Raw genomic sequence first — 16,137 nt, forward strand, 5'->3', positions numbered from 1 at the left:
GTCAGCCTATCCCTGGGATGAATCGAACAACGAGGTCGATGAGCCAAATACCGACGAACGGCGTAATGACACCACCCACTCCATAGAGCAGGAGGTTGCGCCTGAGCAACGTCGACGCACTCGATGGAACGTAGCGAACACCCTTGAGTGCCAGAGGTATCAGCCCGATGATCACCAGTGCATTGAAGATGACCGCCGACAGGATCGCGGACTCCGGAGTCGCAAGACCCATGATGTTGAGTGCACCCAGCTGCGGATACACGACGCTGAACATGGCCGGCAGAATGGCGAAGTACTTCGCCAGATCATTGGCCAGGGAGAACGTGGTCAAGGCACCGCGGGTGATCAGCAACTGCTTGCCGATCTCGACGACCTCGATCAACTTGGTCGGGTCGGAATCGAGATCGACCATGTTGCCGGCCTCTTTGGCCGCCGACGTACCGGTGTTCATCGCTACGCCGACGTCCGCCTGGGCAAGTGCGGGTGCGTCATTGGTGCCGTCACCGGTCATGGCGACGAGCCGTCCGCCTTCTTGCTCCTTGCGGATGAGGGCGAGTTTGTCCTCGGGTGTCGCTTCGGCGAGGAAATCGTCCACACCTGCTTCGTCGGCAATTGCTTTGGCTGTCAACGGATTGTCACCGGTGACCATGACCGTCCTGATGCCCATCGCACGCAGCTGTGCAAACCGTTCGGCGATATGCGGCTTCACGACGTCGGAGAGTTCGATGACGCCCAGAGCACGTACCGGCCCGCCGATCGGGCCGGATGCGACGACGAGCGGAGTTGCACCCATCTGGGCGATGGTGTGTGTGGTCTCGTCGACCTCCGGGTTGATCAGCGGTCCGCCGTTGGCGCGAACCCACTCGAGTACCGAGTCGGTTGCGCCTTTCCGGACCTGGACGCAGTCGAGATCGATACCGCTCATCCGCGTCTGTGCAGTGAACGCCACGAACTCGCCGGTCTTCTCGCTGTCGGTGGCCTGCGCAGGCAACGAGTAGTCGCGGGTGCAGAGATCGACGATGCTGCGTCCTTCCGGTGTGCCGTCGGCCAGTGACGACAGCCGAGCAGCAGCTGCAAGTTCTCCGGCTGTGACGCCGGGAGCTGGGTGCAACCCGGTGGCGCGACGGTTGCCGTAGGTGATCGTTCCGGTCTTGTCCATCAGCAGTGTGTCGATATCGCCTGCGGCTTCGACAGCGCGCCCGGACATCGCCAGCACGTTGCGCTGCACGAGGCGGTCCATACCGGCGATGCCGATAGCGGACAGCAATGCGCCGATGGTCGTGGGGATGAGGCACACCAGCAGGGCGATCAGCTTGATCGGATCCTGTGCTTCGCCGCCGTAGGCGCCCATCGGACCGATTGCGACTACAGCAAGAAGAAAAATGATCGTGAGCGAGGCGAGCAGAATGTTGAGCGCAATCTCGTTCGGCGTCTTCTGGCGTGATGCGCCCTCGACGAGTGCGATCATGCGGTCGACGAACGACTCGCCTTGAGCAGAGGTGATTTTTACGACGATCTCGTCGGACAGCACACCGGTTCCGCCGGTCACTGCGCACCGGTCGCCGCCCGATTCGCGCACAACCGGCGCGGATTCGCCGGTGATCGCTGATTCGTCGACGGTGGCAATGCCTTCGATGACGTCACCGTCGCCGGGGATTATCTCGCCGGCGGAGACGACTACCTCGTCGCCGATCCGCAATTCGGTGCCCGGTACTTCTTCGATAGCTCCCCAGGACGTCCGTCGCCGCGCGATGGTGTCGCGTTTGACGGCACGCAGGCTCGCGGCCTGTGCTTTACCTCTACCCTCCGCAACGGATTCGGCCAGGTTCGCGAACAGCAGAGTGAACCAGAGCCAGGCTGTGACGAGCCAGGAGAACACCGACGGGTTACTCACTGCGAGAACGGTAGTGATGACCGACCCGATGAGCACCACGAACATGACCGGGTTGCGGGCAAGGTGTCGTGGGTCGAGCTTGCCGAAGGCTGCGGGGAGCGAGGTCCACATCTGCCGTGGGCTGAAGTAACCGGCCTTCACAGGTGTCGACGAGTCGACGACGTCGGTTTCGTTCTCTATCAATCGAGATGATGTGACGGTCATTGCAATGCCTCTGCGATCGGGCCCAGAGCGAGGGCCGGGAAGAAGGTAAGTGCCGCAACGAGTACGGCAGTTCCGAGCAACAGTCCACCGAAGAGCGGGCCGTTGGTCGGCAGCGTGCCGGTATTGGGTGCGGTTCGCTTCGATGTAGCCAGTGATCCGGCGAGCGCCAGAACGAAGATGATCGGCAGGAATCGCCCGAGCAACATGGCAAGGCCGAGTGAGGTCTGGAACCAGTCACTGGTCACCGTCAGGCCACCGAATGCGCTGCCGTTGTTGTTGGAGGCAGAGGTGTAGGCGTAGAGCACTTCGCTGAACCCGTGGATCGAACTCGGGGTTCCTGGGTCGCCTGAATTACCTTGGTAGCCAATGGTGGACGAGAGAATCACCGAGATGGAGGTTCCCACCAACACCAGGGCCGGCATGACCAGAACGGACAAGGCAGCGAGTGTGATCTGGCGCTGACCGATCTTCTTGCCGAGGAACTCGGGAGTGCGGCCGACGAGGAGACCACCGACGAATACAGCGATGATCGCCAACACGAGCAGGCCGTACAGGCCGGTACCCACGCCACCGGGCGCGATCTCACCGAACAACATGTTCAGGATGGCGGCGCCACCACCGAGCGGAGACATACTGTCGTGCGCGGAGTTGACTGCACCCGTGGATGTTCCGGTAGTCGCTACCGCGAACAGGGTCGATCCGGGAATTCCGAAGCGAACTTCCTTGCCCTCCATCATCGAACCGGCCGCCTGAGCGGCAACACCGCGAGCACCGGATTCAGCGAGAGCAATGACAGTGAGCATTGTTGCGAACAGTGCAGCCATGACCGCGAGCAGCGTCAGCCCCTGCTTGCGATCGCCGACCATCGTTCCGAAGGTGCGTGTCAATGCGACAGGAATGAGAAGGATCGCAAGGATTTCGACAACGTTGGAGAAGGGAGTCGGGTTCTCGAACGGGTGCGCGGCGTTGGCCGCCATGATTCCGCCACCGTTGGTTCCGAGTTCCTTGATCGCTTCCTGTGAAGCAACCGGTGCCAACGCATTGCTCACTGTCACACCGTCGAGACCGGTCGAGGCGAATCCCGAGCTGAAGGACTGAATAGCGCCTTGCGTCAACAGAATCAGAGCGATAATAAACGACAGTGGCAACAGGATGCGAAGCGAAGCGCGAACGAGATCGACCCAGAAGTTGCCGATCTCCCCACCGGTGCGGACTCGCACGAACCCGCGAATGACGGCGATGGCGACGGAAATACCGACCGCGGCAGAAACGAAGTTCTGTACAGCCAAGCCCATCGGCTGGGTCAGGTTCGACAGCGTCGTTTCGGGGGTATACGACTGCCAGTTGGTGTTCGTGGTGAACGAGACAGCGGTGTTGAATGCGACCGACGGGCTCACTCCCGACAAACCGCCGTTCAGCGGCAGCACGCCCTGAATACGTTGCAGCGCATAGAGAAAGATGACACTCGCAGCAGAGAAGCCGAGCAACGACAGCGAGTAGCCCACCCAGGTCTGCTGTGAGCGGGGATCGATTCGGCAGATCCGGTAGATCCACGATTCGACCCGCAGGTCGGCCCAGGCCGTGGTCGTGCCACCCCGGGTCCGCTGAAGTGTCGCTGTGCGACCTCCCGCGGCATGACCGGAGCCGGCATCCTCCTCGTCGGTATCGTGTTCGGTGGCGAAAACCTTCGCCATGTAGTCGCCGAGTGGAACATAGGCAATCGCCAGAACAGCCACGACGAAGGCAATCTGAAGTCCTGCAGCCAGAGCGGCATTCATATGATCAGAACCTCTCTGGATCGAGCAGTGCGACGAATAGGTAGATCGCCGTCAGAGCAGCGATGACCACCAGGACGACGCTGATGATTCCGTCGGTGGTCACTTCGACTTCACCTTCGAGGTTGCAGTGTTCGCCAACAACCGCAGGATCAGTGCACATACACCGAATCCCACGGCGGTGACGGCGAGATAGCCCAGATCAGCCATGGATGTTCATGCCTCTTCGACATAGTGGGGTCAACGCTTATACGCGCTGGTCGACGGGCACATCGCCCGACGTTCATGGATATGTCTACGCCGACGAAACCACCCCGCCGAAGATCCTTACGGTTCCTTTATGCCTCCACCGACAGTCATGACGCGAAAGTGACGAGCTCGCGCGGTTCGGTGTCATCGGCCTCGTACGCCCGCGTCGGCCCAGTAGCATTGCCATGGCCGACTCGTTCGGCGCGGCACTCGAACGGGCGTCGGTGCACAGCGCAGACCACCCCGAATACCCCGAGCGGCAAGGCTCGCGGTATTCGGGGTGGGAGTGTTCCGGCGCGCCTCCGCTGCCCGGTGGAATCAGAAAGGCTTGGTGGGCAGGTACTTTCCGTCGAGGGTGATGACTGCCCGCTCGCCGCCGTCGGGGTCGGCGACCTTCTTGACGTCCAGCTTGAAGTTGATTGCGCTGATGATGCCGTCGCCGAACTGCTCGTGGATCAAGGCCTTGAGGGTAGTGCCGTAGACCTGGAGCATCTCATAGAAGCGATAGATGGTGGGATCGGTGGGGATGCCGCCAGGAATGGACCCTCGGGACGGGATAGCCTGCAGTGCCATCGCGTCGTCGGCGCCGAGGCCGAGGAGTTCGGCGACGGCATCGGCGGCATCGGCGGGCAGCGGGTGCTGACCGAGCACGGCGGCGGTCACGAAGGCGACCGAGAGTCCGGTGACATCAGCGATCTGCTGCCAGCTCAGGTCCTTTCGGATCTTGGCGTCGACGGCGGCGACTGCCAGGTTCTGGCGGACGGTCGGATCGAAGTGTGCGTGAATCATCAGGGGTGTTCCTTTCATACGGGCTACTCCATGAAGCGGTGTGAAGCAGCGGATTTGCGGATCCCGCGCGGTTGCGTGGAGATCCGGACTGCGGGAGGTCAGGCTGCGGTGGCGGCGAATCGGCCGGTGGCGGGATCGGTCTCCTCGACCGTTCCGGTGCCGATGTCGTAGACCCAGCCCTGCAAAGTGAGGGTGTTATCGGCAAGGGACCGGGCCACCGATGGGTGGGTGGCCAGGTTGGCAAGCTGGGCGAGGACGTTGTTGTGGACCAGGGCGCTGACCTTGTCCACGTCGGTCCCGGCGGAGACTGTTCGGGCCTGGGCAGCGTCGGCGTGACGCAACCAGTCGGCGACCTCGGGCAGGCCGGTGAGGTCGTGCCCGTCGGCCAAGGCGGTCATCGCGCCGCAACCGGAATGTCCACAGATGATGATGTCGGATACGCCCAGGACCGCGACGGCGTACTCGATGCTCGCCGCCACCCCGTCGGAGCCTGGTGTGTAAGCGGGGACGAGGTTGCCGGCGGTGCGGATGACGAACAGCTCGCCCGGCTCGCGCTGAGTGATCAGTTCGGGCACGACGCGGGCGTCGGAGCAGCTGATGAACAGCGCAGTGGGCTGGTGGGTGGTAGCCAAGTGCGCGAACAGCGCCGCCTTGGCGGGAAACACATCGTGCTGAAAGCGCCCGACGCCTTCGGTGAGGTTGTGCATGGGGTTCACTCCCTTCTGGACTTCGGCCCTGTCGGGCGGACGAGATCCAGCATGCATGAACAGCATCTATAGTGTCCAAGACGCAGTATTTATCATCGTGATTGATGACATCTATAGTTGATTGATGGCCCTGGAACTTCGTCACGTTCGGTATCTACTCGCGGTCGCCGAGCACGGCAACTTCACGCGCGCCGCCGAAGACCTGCACGTCTCACAGCCGACCCTGTCGCAGCAGATCAAACAGCTCGAGCGCACCATGCGTGTCCAGCTGCTCGACCGCACGGGCCGCACAGTGCGCCTCACCGACGCCGGCGAGGCCTACGTCCACTACGCTCGCCGTGCCCTGCAGGACCTCGCCGCCGCCGAACGGGCGGTCCTCGACGTGCAGGACCTGACCCGAGGTGGCCTGCGTCTGGCGATGACGCCGACTTTCACCGCCTACCTCATCGGGCCCCTCGTCGCTCGATTCCACACCCACCATCCCGCAATCGTGCTGGACGTGCGGGAGATGACGCAGGACCGCATCGAAGCGGAGTTGCTGGCTGGCGATCTCGACCTCGGAATCGCTTTCAGTGGACCTCATCTGCCCGGAATCGGCGCTACGTCACTGTTCGCCGAGGACCTCAGCCTTGTTGTCAGCACGGGCCATCCGCTGGCGGACCGCGCTCAGTCGCTCCCGGTGAGCGACCTCGCCGAATGCCCACTCGCGTTGTTGCGCGGCGACTTCGCCACCCGTGGCCACATCGACACCTATCTCACCGAACACGCTGTGCGGCCGTTGATATCGGTGGAGGCCAACTCGATCACCGCACTGACCGAGATAGTCGAACGGACTTTCCTCGCTACCGTGCTGCCGGCCGCCGTCACCGTCGATCATCGCGACCTTCAGGTCATCCACCTCGACCCGCCGCTTCCCTCGCGCACCGTCACCCTGCTGCGCCGCGAAAGCGCCTATCAAAGCGCCGCTGCCTGCGCGTTCACAGATCTCGCACACCACTGGGCCGACGCGAACCCGACACCGGAAAACCTCGCAGGGGAGGGCGCACCGCAGTTCGATCACCGGACAGATGTTGATTCTGTTCTCCCGCATCCGCTTCGCTACCCGCTCGGCTGCGCATGTCGGTAAGCGCTGCGTAGGTGCAAGTCTCACAGCCTCAAGATCGCCGCCGCGGTCCCGGCAACAGTCCGGTCACCGTCGCGGGCCAACTCGGCGAGCAAGTCCCGCGCCCGGGCGCCAGGAATCTCGGCGAGCGCCTGAGTAATTCGCAAACGCATCGAAGCATCGACCGTAGCGTCGAGCTTGTCCTGCATCGCCCGCATGATGCCTTCGGAGACGGTCGGGTCGTCGGCCAACAGTCCCAGCACCTCGGCAGCCTCGACGTCGGAGCGTCCCTCGATCACTATCCGGAGAAGGGCAGGAACAGCCTCGGCGACGCGCCGCATGCCGATAGTCAACGCGGCCCGGTCTCGCACCGCGACATCACAATCGGTGAGTGCAGTCTTCAGCAGCGTCGTGGCTTCGGTGGTGGGTATCTCCGCGATTGCGGCGGCTGCACGGCGCCGAACCTCGACCGACTCCGAAGCCAGACCGCCGGCCAAAGCCGCCAACCCCTCACCAGCTCCCCTCGCAAGCGACCACCGCAGTGCTCCAGCTACATTCGGGTCATCTTCCGACAGTGCAGCCTCGACGAGCGCATCGACGGGGAGTGGCGTGCGCTCGTGCTGGGCCAACACCGCTTGCTGACGGCGGGCGCCCGATTCCGATTCGAGCTCACGTAGCAACGCGATGGTCCCCATGACGTCACCCCACTGCGAAGCCGTGTCGACCCGTTCGAGCTTTCTGAGTAGTTCCTCTTCTGCAGCGATCCGCGTCTTCGTGTGCTCGATGAGCGCCCCCACCAATTCGGCGGGCGCGAAGTCCGGCTCATCCAGTGCACGCTTGGCATCGCCGAGAGACAGCCCCAGCGTTCTGAGGCACTCGACCTGGAAGAGGCGACGAATGTCGGCGGTGGCGTATTCACGATATCCACCGGAAGTGCGAGCCGTCGGTTGCACCAGCCCGATGGCGTCGTAGTGACGCAGCATGCGGGTGCTGACTCCCGAGCGCCGCGAGACTTCACCGATCAACAATTTTCCGCCTCTCTCCTACATCTACGTACCGGTCGCCGCCACGCGCTTTGCCACCTCGATGGATAGGGTGAAACTACTCTCGGGGTCATTCACCAGCCTTTCCGTCGCCGCCGCATGAGCGCGGACGCGTGGATCACGGCTCGCTCCAGCGGCATGCAGAACCGGCGCCGCGTCCGACCCCAGCGCTGCCAACGCCCGGCTCGCGCTGAGCTGCATGTCATGGTCGCCCCGTCCGAGCGCCTTGACCAAGTCGGCCGCGAGCTCACCCTCGGCGCCCGACGGGACGAGGACCACGGCGGCTCGCCATGCGCTGAGCGCAACCTCGTCGTGCATGTCGTGCAGCAGTGCCGATACTGCAGGCCATGCCGTCCGATCACCGATCTTGGACAGAGTGTGCAGTGCCTGGCTACGAGCCTGCGCCGTGGCCGAGGACAGCTCCTCGAGCAACCTCGGAACCGTGATCTCCGACGGAAGTCGGCACAATGCCCACGTCAGCATGTCCCGAACGAAGAAGTCTGGTTCGACGGCACACCGCGCCAGTAAAGCCTGAGCCAGGTCCGGATCACACAGCGTTCCGGCGGAGAGTGCCGCCCGAAGGCGCGTCGAAGAATCAGTAGCGGCAAGAGCGTCGAGCAGGCGAGTATGCGGCTCGCCCTGGTCGGTCGTATTCACGACAACCACCTCCTTCACTCGACTACTCCACTCCTTGTCACAGTGTCAGGGTCAAGCGATGAAGTCACTCGATCAACGGGCAACGGTGCATAATTGGCCGATGAATCCCACTGGACTCCTCCGCCGGACGGCCGACGGTGTCGATCTCGAGCTGACCAGAACGATTGCAGCCAACAGGGAGGACGTGTGGGCGTCGCTCACCGAATCCGAACGCACCGCGCTCTGGTTCGGTCCGTGGGAACAACTGCCGGGGAACATGATTCGCGTTCAGATGGCGTTCGAGGAAGGCGCACCCTGGTCCGAGATGCGCATCGACGCCTGCGAGGCGCCGACCCGGCTGGCGGTTTCGATGATCGACGATGCCGGAAGCTGGAACATGGAAGTGCTCCTGTCCGAGTCCCAGGGCGCCACAATCGTGACGCTGATCCAACATCTGAGCGACACCGAAGGGATCGGCGAAATTGGCCCCGGATGGGAGTACTACCTCGACATGCTCGTCAACTCTCGAAACGAGGAGCCACTGCCGACTTTCGACGACTACTACCCGGCCCAGGCGGAGTACTACTCCTCACTCTCGCCCCGCTAGCGGTAGGGTCTGCGTGCCGTTTCAGGGTCCAAAGGTGATCGCTCGCTCGCGGCGAGAACCGGTCGCCAGAGCTGCAGCCCTTGCGCAGCGGATGCCGGAGTGGACGGGACATGGATCCTTCGGACGCCGATCCCGTCGCACATTGGTAGAGCAGCGGTTGAAAGACATGACTCGTTCCGCGCTCCAGCACCGTGACATCCACGTTCGCTGCGACGTAGTGCGCGTGCGGCATACAGATAGACCGGAGCCCAAGGGTCGGCCGAACACTCCAGAAAATCTATGGTGACTGGGGTAGACATTGTGGTTTCCGTCGTTTACAGTAGTTCTCGTACACGAAAGAAGAGATCGAAAGGCGCGGGAGAGGACGAACTACCCGCGGGAAGAACGGCAGGAAGGCGATACATACCGAGAACGTCGGTTTCAGTTCTCGCGTCACCGCCGGTGCAGGTGCAGTACGAGCAGGTCTAGTTGGTAATTGGAAGAAGGGAGGAGTTGCATCGTCAGTTCGCCCATGTTGTCTTTTTAGGGCGAACACCGCAGTGTCATCAGGCAAGTGGAAATAGATGGTAGTAATTCCCCACCAGGGCCCCGGTGCGATCATGCACCGGGGCCCTTCGTCTTCGCTTACACCACAACAGTCATCCCACCGCGTGTGCAGCGGATCGATGGCTCAGGCTTCGGGTGCCCCGCCTGCACCGTCGATGACTTCTTGAAGATGCGCATTGGCGCGGCGAGCGGCAGAAAGCTGATCCTCGAGAACGACGATGCGGCACGCGGCGTCGAGCGCAGTCCCCTGGTCCAGCAGATCACGGACCCTCGACGCAATTCTGAGTTGGAAGCGAGAATACCGCCGGTGCCCGCCCTCGGATCTATGAGGAATCAACAGGTTCGCCTCGTCGAGGCTACGTAGAAATCCGGGAGTCGCATTCAACATCTGTGCGGCAGTGCCGATGTTGTACGCCGGGTAATGCTGATCGTCGAACTTGTCACTTGCCGACGTTTCGTTCACATCGCTATTACTTTGGTTCACAACACCTTCCGGATGAGCCCGCAACTGGCCGGCACCTGGAGACCGACACACGAGCAACACCGTTCAAGGCGCCAAGCCTGGTCCATTTACCTGAAACGACACGAGCGTCCCACGCCCCGGGTCGGATCAGTGGAATAATACCGTTCACGCTGCAACGATGTCTACCTTGGCCACACCAGGTTTATCTGGATCGACAGGCAGTCATTGTCCCGACTAGTTGTCTCGACCAACTGTGTCCGATTGATAGATGTCGGGGATACCGTCGTTGTCGTCGTCGCAGGTCTCTTCTTCGTAAATCCGCTTGTACACCTTGTTGCGAATGCGCAATAAGGCAGAAGCGAGCAGTGCGGCCAGGATCGATCCCGCCAGGACGCCGATCTTGACGTGATCATCGCGTTCGGTGCCGGGCCCGAAGGCAAGGTCACCGATCAACAACGAGACCGTAAAGCCGATGCCTGCGAGCATCGAAATTCCGACAACATCGATCCACTGCACAGACTTGTCGAGTGATGCGCGCGTAAATTTCGACAACACGAACGTCGTTCCGAAAATGCCGATTGTTTTGCCCAGCACAAGGCCGGCGATGATGCCGAGAGCAATCGGATCACTGAGTGCACTGGTCAAACCACTGAACCCGCCAACGGTGACTCCCGCGGCGCAGAACGCGAAGACCGGGATAGCCACTCCAGCCGACAACGGACGGATTCGATGCTCGAAATGTTCCGCCAGACCTGGGCCGGCATCCGGCCCACCACCTGCGCGACTACGCACCACCGGGACGGCGAATCCGAGCAAGACACCGGCGACAGTGGCGTGAATGCCAGAGTCGTGGATCAACACCCAAGTGATCACCGCGAGCGGGATGAGTATCCACCAGGAACGGACCCGTTTCTGCACCGCGAGAGTGAACAATGCCAGCGGAATCAACGCCAATCCGAGAGCAACGAAGTTCACCTCGTCGGTATAGAAAATCGCGATCACGGTGATCGCGAGAAGATCATCGACCACAGCGAGCGTGAGCAGAAATGTCCGTAGCGCAGTGGGCAAATGCGTACCGATTACGGCAAGGATCGCGACCGCAAACGCGATATCGGTCGCCGTGGGAATTGCCCAACCCTGTAGGGCGCCATCACCGGTAGTCCTGTTGAGCGCGACGAATATCAGCGCCGGAACGACCATGCCGCCCACCGCGGCTGCAATGGGCAGTGCCGCACGCCGAGGGTCGCGCAGATCACCGGCAACGAATTCGCGCTTGAGTTCCAGACCGACGACGAAAAAGAAGATCGCCAAGAGACCGTCGGCCGCCCACGTCGACAGCGTGAGATCCAGATGTAACGCCGACGGCCCGAACTTGACGTTCATCAAGGACTCGTAACCGTCGGTCCACGGCGAATTCGCCCACGTCAACGCCGCGACTGCGGCAATGAGCAGCAAGATGCCGCCGACGGTTTCCTTGCGGAGAATCGCGGCGACCCGGTCCGCTTCGGACCAGGATCCACGAGAGAACAGTGGCAGCCGTTGCGAGTTGGACGACATATGTGGCGAGCCTTTCGTTGAGCGTCCCCAGCCACCGTAACGACGCTCTACTGACGGGACGTCCGGCTGAATCGGCAAGCATTTGAGCATGGTCGAACCATGCCGACCAGACTTCCCGGCGCACCGGTGGTCAGTTTATCGGTTACATCGACCGAACGACAATCGAACAGATGCAATCGCCACTCACGGCAGGTTGGCGCGGCGTCGGATACCGTCCCGTCGGTTCATCGCGACTGCTGCAGATTTATTGCTCGACCGCAAACGAGACCCGTCGATTTGGTGGGGGTTCACCGGTCGCATTACCGTAAGTTGGAATCAATATCACTTTTTCTACATTTCCATCAAGCAATGCAAGGGATCTTCCTCGATATGAATTCTGTGATCTCAGCGTGGCGTGGCCTACGCAAACCGGTGTTCATACCGGCCTCACTGATAATTTTCGCAATGATCATCTTCTCGGTGGTCTTCGCCAGTACCGCGTCCGATGCGTTCGAATCCCTCAACACTGCAATTACCGACGGTGTCGGCTGGTGGTACATCCTCAGTGCCACCGGATTCGTCTTGTTCGCTCTGTATTGCGGCATCAGCCGAATCGGCAACATCCGCCTCGGACGCGACGACGAGAAGCCCGAGTTCGGTGTCCTCTCCTGGTTCGCGATGCTCTTCAGCGCCGGGATGGGCATCGGCCTGGTGTTCTACGGCGTCGCGGAGCCTCTCTCGCACTACGTCAATCCGCCGGAAGCCGGACGAATCGAAGGTTCCACCGACGGTGCCGCGAACCAGGCCATGGAACTCACGCTGTACCACTGGGGTTTGCATGCGTGGGCGATCTACGTGGTCGTCGGACTGGGCCTCGCCTATATGACCTACCGCAAGGGTCGCCCACTCTCCGTTCGATGGCTCCTGGAGCCCTTGCTCGGTCGTAAGCGCATCGAAGGCACCATCGGTCACGTCATCGACATCATTGCAATCGTCGGGACCATGTTCGGTGTCGCGACCTCGCTCGGCTTCGGCGTCCAGCAAATTTCAGCGGGACTCGAGTACCTGGGCTGGATCGAGAGCAGTAACTGGTTGACGATCATCCTCATCGCAGGTGTCACCGGACTGGCAACATTCTCGGTAGTCTCCGGCGTGTCGAAGGGTCTCAAATGGCTCTCCAACATCAACATGGTGCTCGCCGCCAGCTTGGCAGTATTCGTACTGATCCTCGGACCTACTTTGTTCTTGATGCAGTCCTGGGTGCAGAACCTCGGTGGCTACGTCCAAGCCCTGCCCGAGCTGATGCTGCGCACCTCGCCATTCGCCGACGATGGTTGGGCTGGGGCGTGGACGATCTTCTACTGGGGCTGGTGGATGAGCTGGGCCCCGTTCGTGGGTATGTTCATCGCCCGCATCTCGCGTGGACGCACCATCCGTCAGTTCGTCTTCGGAGTGCTGCTCGCACCGACCATCATCGGTTCGTTGTGGTTCACCATCTTCGGTGATGCAGGTATCCTGCGGCAACGCAACGACGGCGACATGCTCACCGCAGCCGGGGAGGTCGACACCAACACCACCTTGTTCGCCTTGCTCGACGGTTTTCCACTCGCCACCGTCACGAGTGTTCTCGCGATCTTGGTGGTGGTGTTCTTCTTCGTCACCTCCTCCGACTCCGGGTCGTTGGTGATCGACATCCTGTCCACGGGTGGTGATCTCGACACCCCGAAGATCACCCGGGTGTACTGGGCAGTTCTCGAGGGCGTCGCCGCGGCAGTCCTGCTCCTGGTCGGCGGCTCCGGTTCACTGACCGCGCTGCAAACAGCGTCGATCGCGACTGCGGTGCCGTTCTCGATAGTCCTGGTTCTTGCGTGCATCTCGATGCTCAAGGCCTTCCACTACGACGTCGCCACAACCCCCAGCTACGTCCGAATCACCGCGACGGGCGAGGCGTCCAATGGCGCGTTGGTGGCAGCGGGCAGCGAGTCCGCCGGTCCAGGACGCCGCAAGCGTGGTGCCGGAATCTCCTCGACCTTCTCCGGTCTCGCGCCGTCTCGGGATAACGTCGCGACACCCAACTCGGATCACGTGGTCGTGGCTGTCCACCAGCTTTCGTCCGACCAAATCGGAATCCACCCGGACACCGGTGCCGTCGAGTACTCACCCGGCGAGGCCCGGCAGGATCCGCTCGGTGGAGAAACATTTGATACTCAGGAGTTCGCGGACTCCGCCGAAGGCCATGCACAGAAGTCGCAGTCGACCGACTGACCGCGAACCAACTTCATATATCGGCCGTCGTGCCCGGATCACCTTCGATGATCCGGGCACGACGCATATGTAGACCATCACGAGCATGTGTTTCGATGCTTACGCTGCTCGACGAGCCACAGCGTGAAGCCGATGGCCGGGAAGCTCGCGCCGAGCACGCACACGCCCGGCCAGCCGAACTGCGTATAGGCAAGAACCGACAGCGCGCTTCCGATAGAGCCCGCCATGAAGTAGGTGGTCATATATGCGGTGTTGAGTCTGCTGCGTGCATCGGGCCGAAGAGGATAGAAGAGACTCTGGTTACTGATGTGCGTGCCCTGAATGCCGAGATCGAGCAAGGCCACGCCCGCTGCCAGCAGGAACACGTTGTGTTCTCCGATTGCCAACAGCACGAAGCTGAGCGCCGTGAGCGCCACGAACCAACCCGTCTGGCGTTGCGCATATCCGCGATCGGCCAGCGTTCCTGCGAGTCGTGCAGCTAGTGCACCGGCCACCCCGACGAGGGTGAAAAGTCCGATCTGAGCATCGGACCATCCGTACCCCGGTCCGGACAGTAGAAATCCAATGGACGTCCAGAACACCCCGAACGATGCGTACGTGAGGGTTCCGTATCCGATACGCCACCGGAGCACCGGTTCTTCGCGGATGAGCTCGACGACAGAAGCCAACAGCGCTCGATAGGACGAGACCGCACTCGGCGGCACGACGGGCAGCGTTCGAACCAGCAGCGCGGCGACAACCATCAACATCGCCGCGACGACGAAGACCGCTCTCCAGCCCGCGACGTACGCAATCAATCCAGCGACCACGCGTGAGAGCAGAATCCCTAGCAATAGACCGGTCATCACGTTGCCGATGACTCGGCCTCGTTCTTCTTCGGCCGCCAGCGAGGCAGCGAACGGCACCAGAACCTGACCGACCACAGATCCGACCCCCGCGACCATCGCGGCACATGCCAACACCTGCCACGAGGGTGCTACAGCCATCACCACGAGGGACGCGCAGGTCACCGCGAGCATCCAGGTCATCAGCTTCCTGCGCTGGATCATGTCGCCGAGCGGTACGAGAAATGCCAGCCCGATGGCGTACCCCACTTGACTGGCGGTCACCACCAGGCCCACTCGCATCATCGAAGCATCGAGGCTGTCGGCGATAGCCCCCACCAGCGGCTGGGCATAGTAGCTATTGGCAACCACCAGTCCGGAGATCACTGCCATGATCCCGACGAGTCGCCCGTTCATCCGTGTCGTCGAGGGCAATTCAGAGTGCATGTGCCCATGGTCGACAACTCCCGACCTTCTGTCCAACATGTTATTCCGTAATCATTCATTGATAGAATCACTCAATGGAGTTGCGACAGCTCGAACATTTCACCGCCGTAGCAGCCGAAGGCCATTTCACCCGGGCGGCGTCCCAGCTACATATTTCGCAATCCGCGCTCAGTTCGTCGATCCGGGCACTCGAGAAGGAGATCGGCACCGCACTCTTCGAACGCACTACGCGCAGAGTGCTTCTCACCGCCTCCGGGTCGGTACTGCTTCCATACGCGCGCAGAATCACCGGTGACGTCGCCGATGCACGCGATGCCCTGCGTCAGATCTCCGACGGTGAAACCGGCACTGTCGCAATCGGAACCGTCCAAACGTTCACTGCCATCGACTTGCCCGCTACTCTGGGCCGATTTCACTCCGCCCACCCGGGTGTAGCAGTGACCCTGCGCGAAGGAACCACCGCCGAGTTGCTCGATGCACTCGTCGGGGGAAAGCTGGATCTGGCCTTCGTCGCACTGGATGCACAACCCCTGGAGGTCGGGATTTTCGCGCTGGCGACCTACACCGAGTCGTTGACTCTCGTCGTAGCCGACGGACATCCTCTGGCACAACGAAAGTCAGTTTCGCTCGCCGAGCTCGCCGACTACCCGTTCATCGACTTCGAGGCCGGCCGCGGCTTACAGACCGTCGTCGACGCGCTGTTCGACAATGCAGACGTCGACCGTGACATCACATTCCGTATCAGCGACATGGATCGATTGTTGGGGTTGGTGCGTCACAGCCTCGGTGTCGCGATAATTCCAGAGCCTCTTGCGCGGCGACATGCCGGCCTGTCCACGGTTGCCATCGATGTACATCCTGCTCCCACAAGAGAATTGACATTGGCATGCCGCACCGAGGAACCCACCAATTCGGCGGCGCGCTCGTTCATCGGTGAACTCGCTCGAAAGTCAGCCGTGCCTATCGTCAGCGGTCGGTCGAGATGAAAAGACAGACTGGTCGACGGGGTGCAATCCCGTCGCCACCCAGGCTAGTTGCTAAGATTCGCAA

Annotated in this window: 14 protein-coding genes and 1 pseudogene; 4 read left to right on the plus strand and 11 right to left on the minus strand. The window is 61.7% G+C overall.

Annotation, left to right across the window (positions count from 1 at the left end):
* Position 1 precedes the first annotated feature (1 nt).
* The 5 genes from kdpB to O1W68_RS04720 form a co-directional block, all read right to left on the minus strand.
* Positions 2-2,098 (minus strand): potassium-transporting ATPase subunit KdpB, encoded by a 2,097-nt coding sequence (gene kdpB / locus O1W68_RS04700; RefSeq protein ID WP_331283573.1) that lies wholly within the window; start codon positions 2,096-2,098, stop codon positions 2-4.
* Positions 2,095-3,876, minus strand: a complete 1,782-nt coding sequence (gene kdpA, locus O1W68_RS04705) for a potassium-transporting ATPase subunit KdpA (RefSeq protein ID WP_269301697.1) — start codon at positions 3,874-3,876, stop codon at positions 2,095-2,097. The genes kdpB and kdpA overlap by 4 nt, the downstream gene beginning before the upstream one ends.
* A gap of 4 nt (positions 3,877-3,880) precedes the next feature.
* The gene (gene kdpF, locus O1W68_RS04710) at positions 3,881-3,979 is read right to left on the minus strand and encodes a K(+)-transporting ATPase subunit F (protein WP_269301698.1); all 99 of its coding nucleotides are present in this window, start codon (positions 3,977-3,979) and stop codon (positions 3,881-3,883) included.
* A gap of 461 nt (positions 3,980-4,440) precedes the next feature.
* A complete protein-coding gene (gene cynS / locus O1W68_RS04715; protein WP_269301799.1) occupies positions 4,441-4,911 on the minus strand; it encodes a cyanase in 471 nt (156 codons plus the stop codon).
* Between the two features lie 98 nt (positions 4,912-5,009).
* Positions 5,010-5,618, minus strand: a complete 609-nt coding sequence (locus O1W68_RS04720) for a carbonic anhydrase (RefSeq protein ID WP_269301699.1) — start codon at positions 5,616-5,618, stop codon at positions 5,010-5,012.
* Between the two features lie 130 nt (positions 5,619-5,748).
* Here O1W68_RS04720 and cynR point away from each other — a divergent pair, with 130 nt between their 5' ends.
* Positions 5,749-6,744, plus strand: coding sequence for a transcriptional regulator CynR (gene cynR, locus O1W68_RS04725; protein WP_269301800.1), 996 nt, complete (start codon positions 5,749-5,751; stop codon positions 6,742-6,744).
* Between the two features lie 20 nt (positions 6,745-6,764).
* Here the strand turns inward: cynR and O1W68_RS04730 are convergent, their stop codons facing one another.
* Positions 6,765-7,748 carry a MerR family transcriptional regulator gene (locus O1W68_RS04730; RefSeq protein WP_269301700.1) on the minus strand — a complete coding sequence of 328 codons (984 nt, stop codon included), beginning with the start codon at positions 7,746-7,748 and terminating at the stop codon, positions 6,765-6,767.
* Between the two features lie 21 nt (positions 7,749-7,769).
* Complete coding sequence (locus O1W68_RS04735; RefSeq protein WP_269301801.1) at positions 7,770-8,429, minus strand: HEAT repeat domain-containing protein; 660 nt, start codon at positions 8,427-8,429, stop codon at positions 7,770-7,772.
* 49 nt (positions 8,430-8,478) lie between these two features.
* Here O1W68_RS04735 and O1W68_RS04740 point away from each other — a divergent pair, with 49 nt between their 5' ends.
* A complete protein-coding gene (locus O1W68_RS04740) occupies positions 8,479-9,006 on the plus strand; it encodes an SRPBCC family protein (protein WP_269301701.1) in 528 nt (175 codons plus the stop codon).
* A gap of 82 nt (positions 9,007-9,088) precedes the next feature.
* Here the strand turns inward: O1W68_RS04740 and O1W68_RS21575 are convergent.
* The 3 genes and pseudogenes from O1W68_RS21575 to nhaA form a co-directional block, all read right to left on the minus strand.
* A pseudogene (locus O1W68_RS21575) lies at positions 9,089-9,242 on the minus strand (NAD(P)/FAD-dependent oxidoreductase); the annotation flags it as partial.
* Positions 9,243-9,676: 434 nt separating this feature from the next.
* Entirely contained in the window at positions 9,677-10,036 is a 360-nt protein-coding gene (locus O1W68_RS04745; protein ID WP_269301702.1) for a helix-turn-helix domain-containing protein, read from the minus strand.
* A gap of 213 nt (positions 10,037-10,249) precedes the next feature.
* Positions 10,250-11,572, minus strand: coding sequence for a Na+/H+ antiporter NhaA (gene nhaA / locus O1W68_RS04750; RefSeq protein ID WP_269301703.1), 1,323 nt, complete (start codon positions 11,570-11,572; stop codon positions 10,250-10,252).
* 369 nt (positions 11,573-11,941) lie between these two features.
* Here nhaA and O1W68_RS04755 point away from each other — a divergent pair, with 369 nt between their 5' ends.
* Positions 11,942-13,816, plus strand: coding sequence for a BCCT family transporter (locus O1W68_RS04755; RefSeq protein WP_269301704.1), 1,875 nt, complete (start codon positions 11,942-11,944; stop codon positions 13,814-13,816).
* A 77-nt stretch (positions 13,817-13,893) separates the two neighbouring features.
* Here O1W68_RS04755 and O1W68_RS04760 read toward each other — a convergent pair whose 3' ends face one another.
* Positions 13,894-15,087 (minus strand): MFS transporter, encoded by a 1,194-nt coding sequence (locus O1W68_RS04760; RefSeq protein ID WP_269301705.1) that lies wholly within the window; start codon positions 15,085-15,087, stop codon positions 13,894-13,896.
* Between the two features lie 74 nt (positions 15,088-15,161).
* Between O1W68_RS04760 and O1W68_RS04765 the strand changes: the two genes are divergently transcribed.
* Positions 15,162-16,073, plus strand: coding sequence for a LysR family transcriptional regulator (locus O1W68_RS04765; protein WP_269301706.1), 912 nt, complete (start codon positions 15,162-15,164; stop codon positions 16,071-16,073).
* Positions 16,074-16,137: the final 64 nt, after the last annotated feature.

It is taken from the genome of Rhodococcus sp. H36-A4, assembly GCF_027158005.1.
GTDB lineage: Bacteria > Actinomycetota > Actinomycetes > Mycobacteriales > Mycobacteriaceae > Rhodococcoides.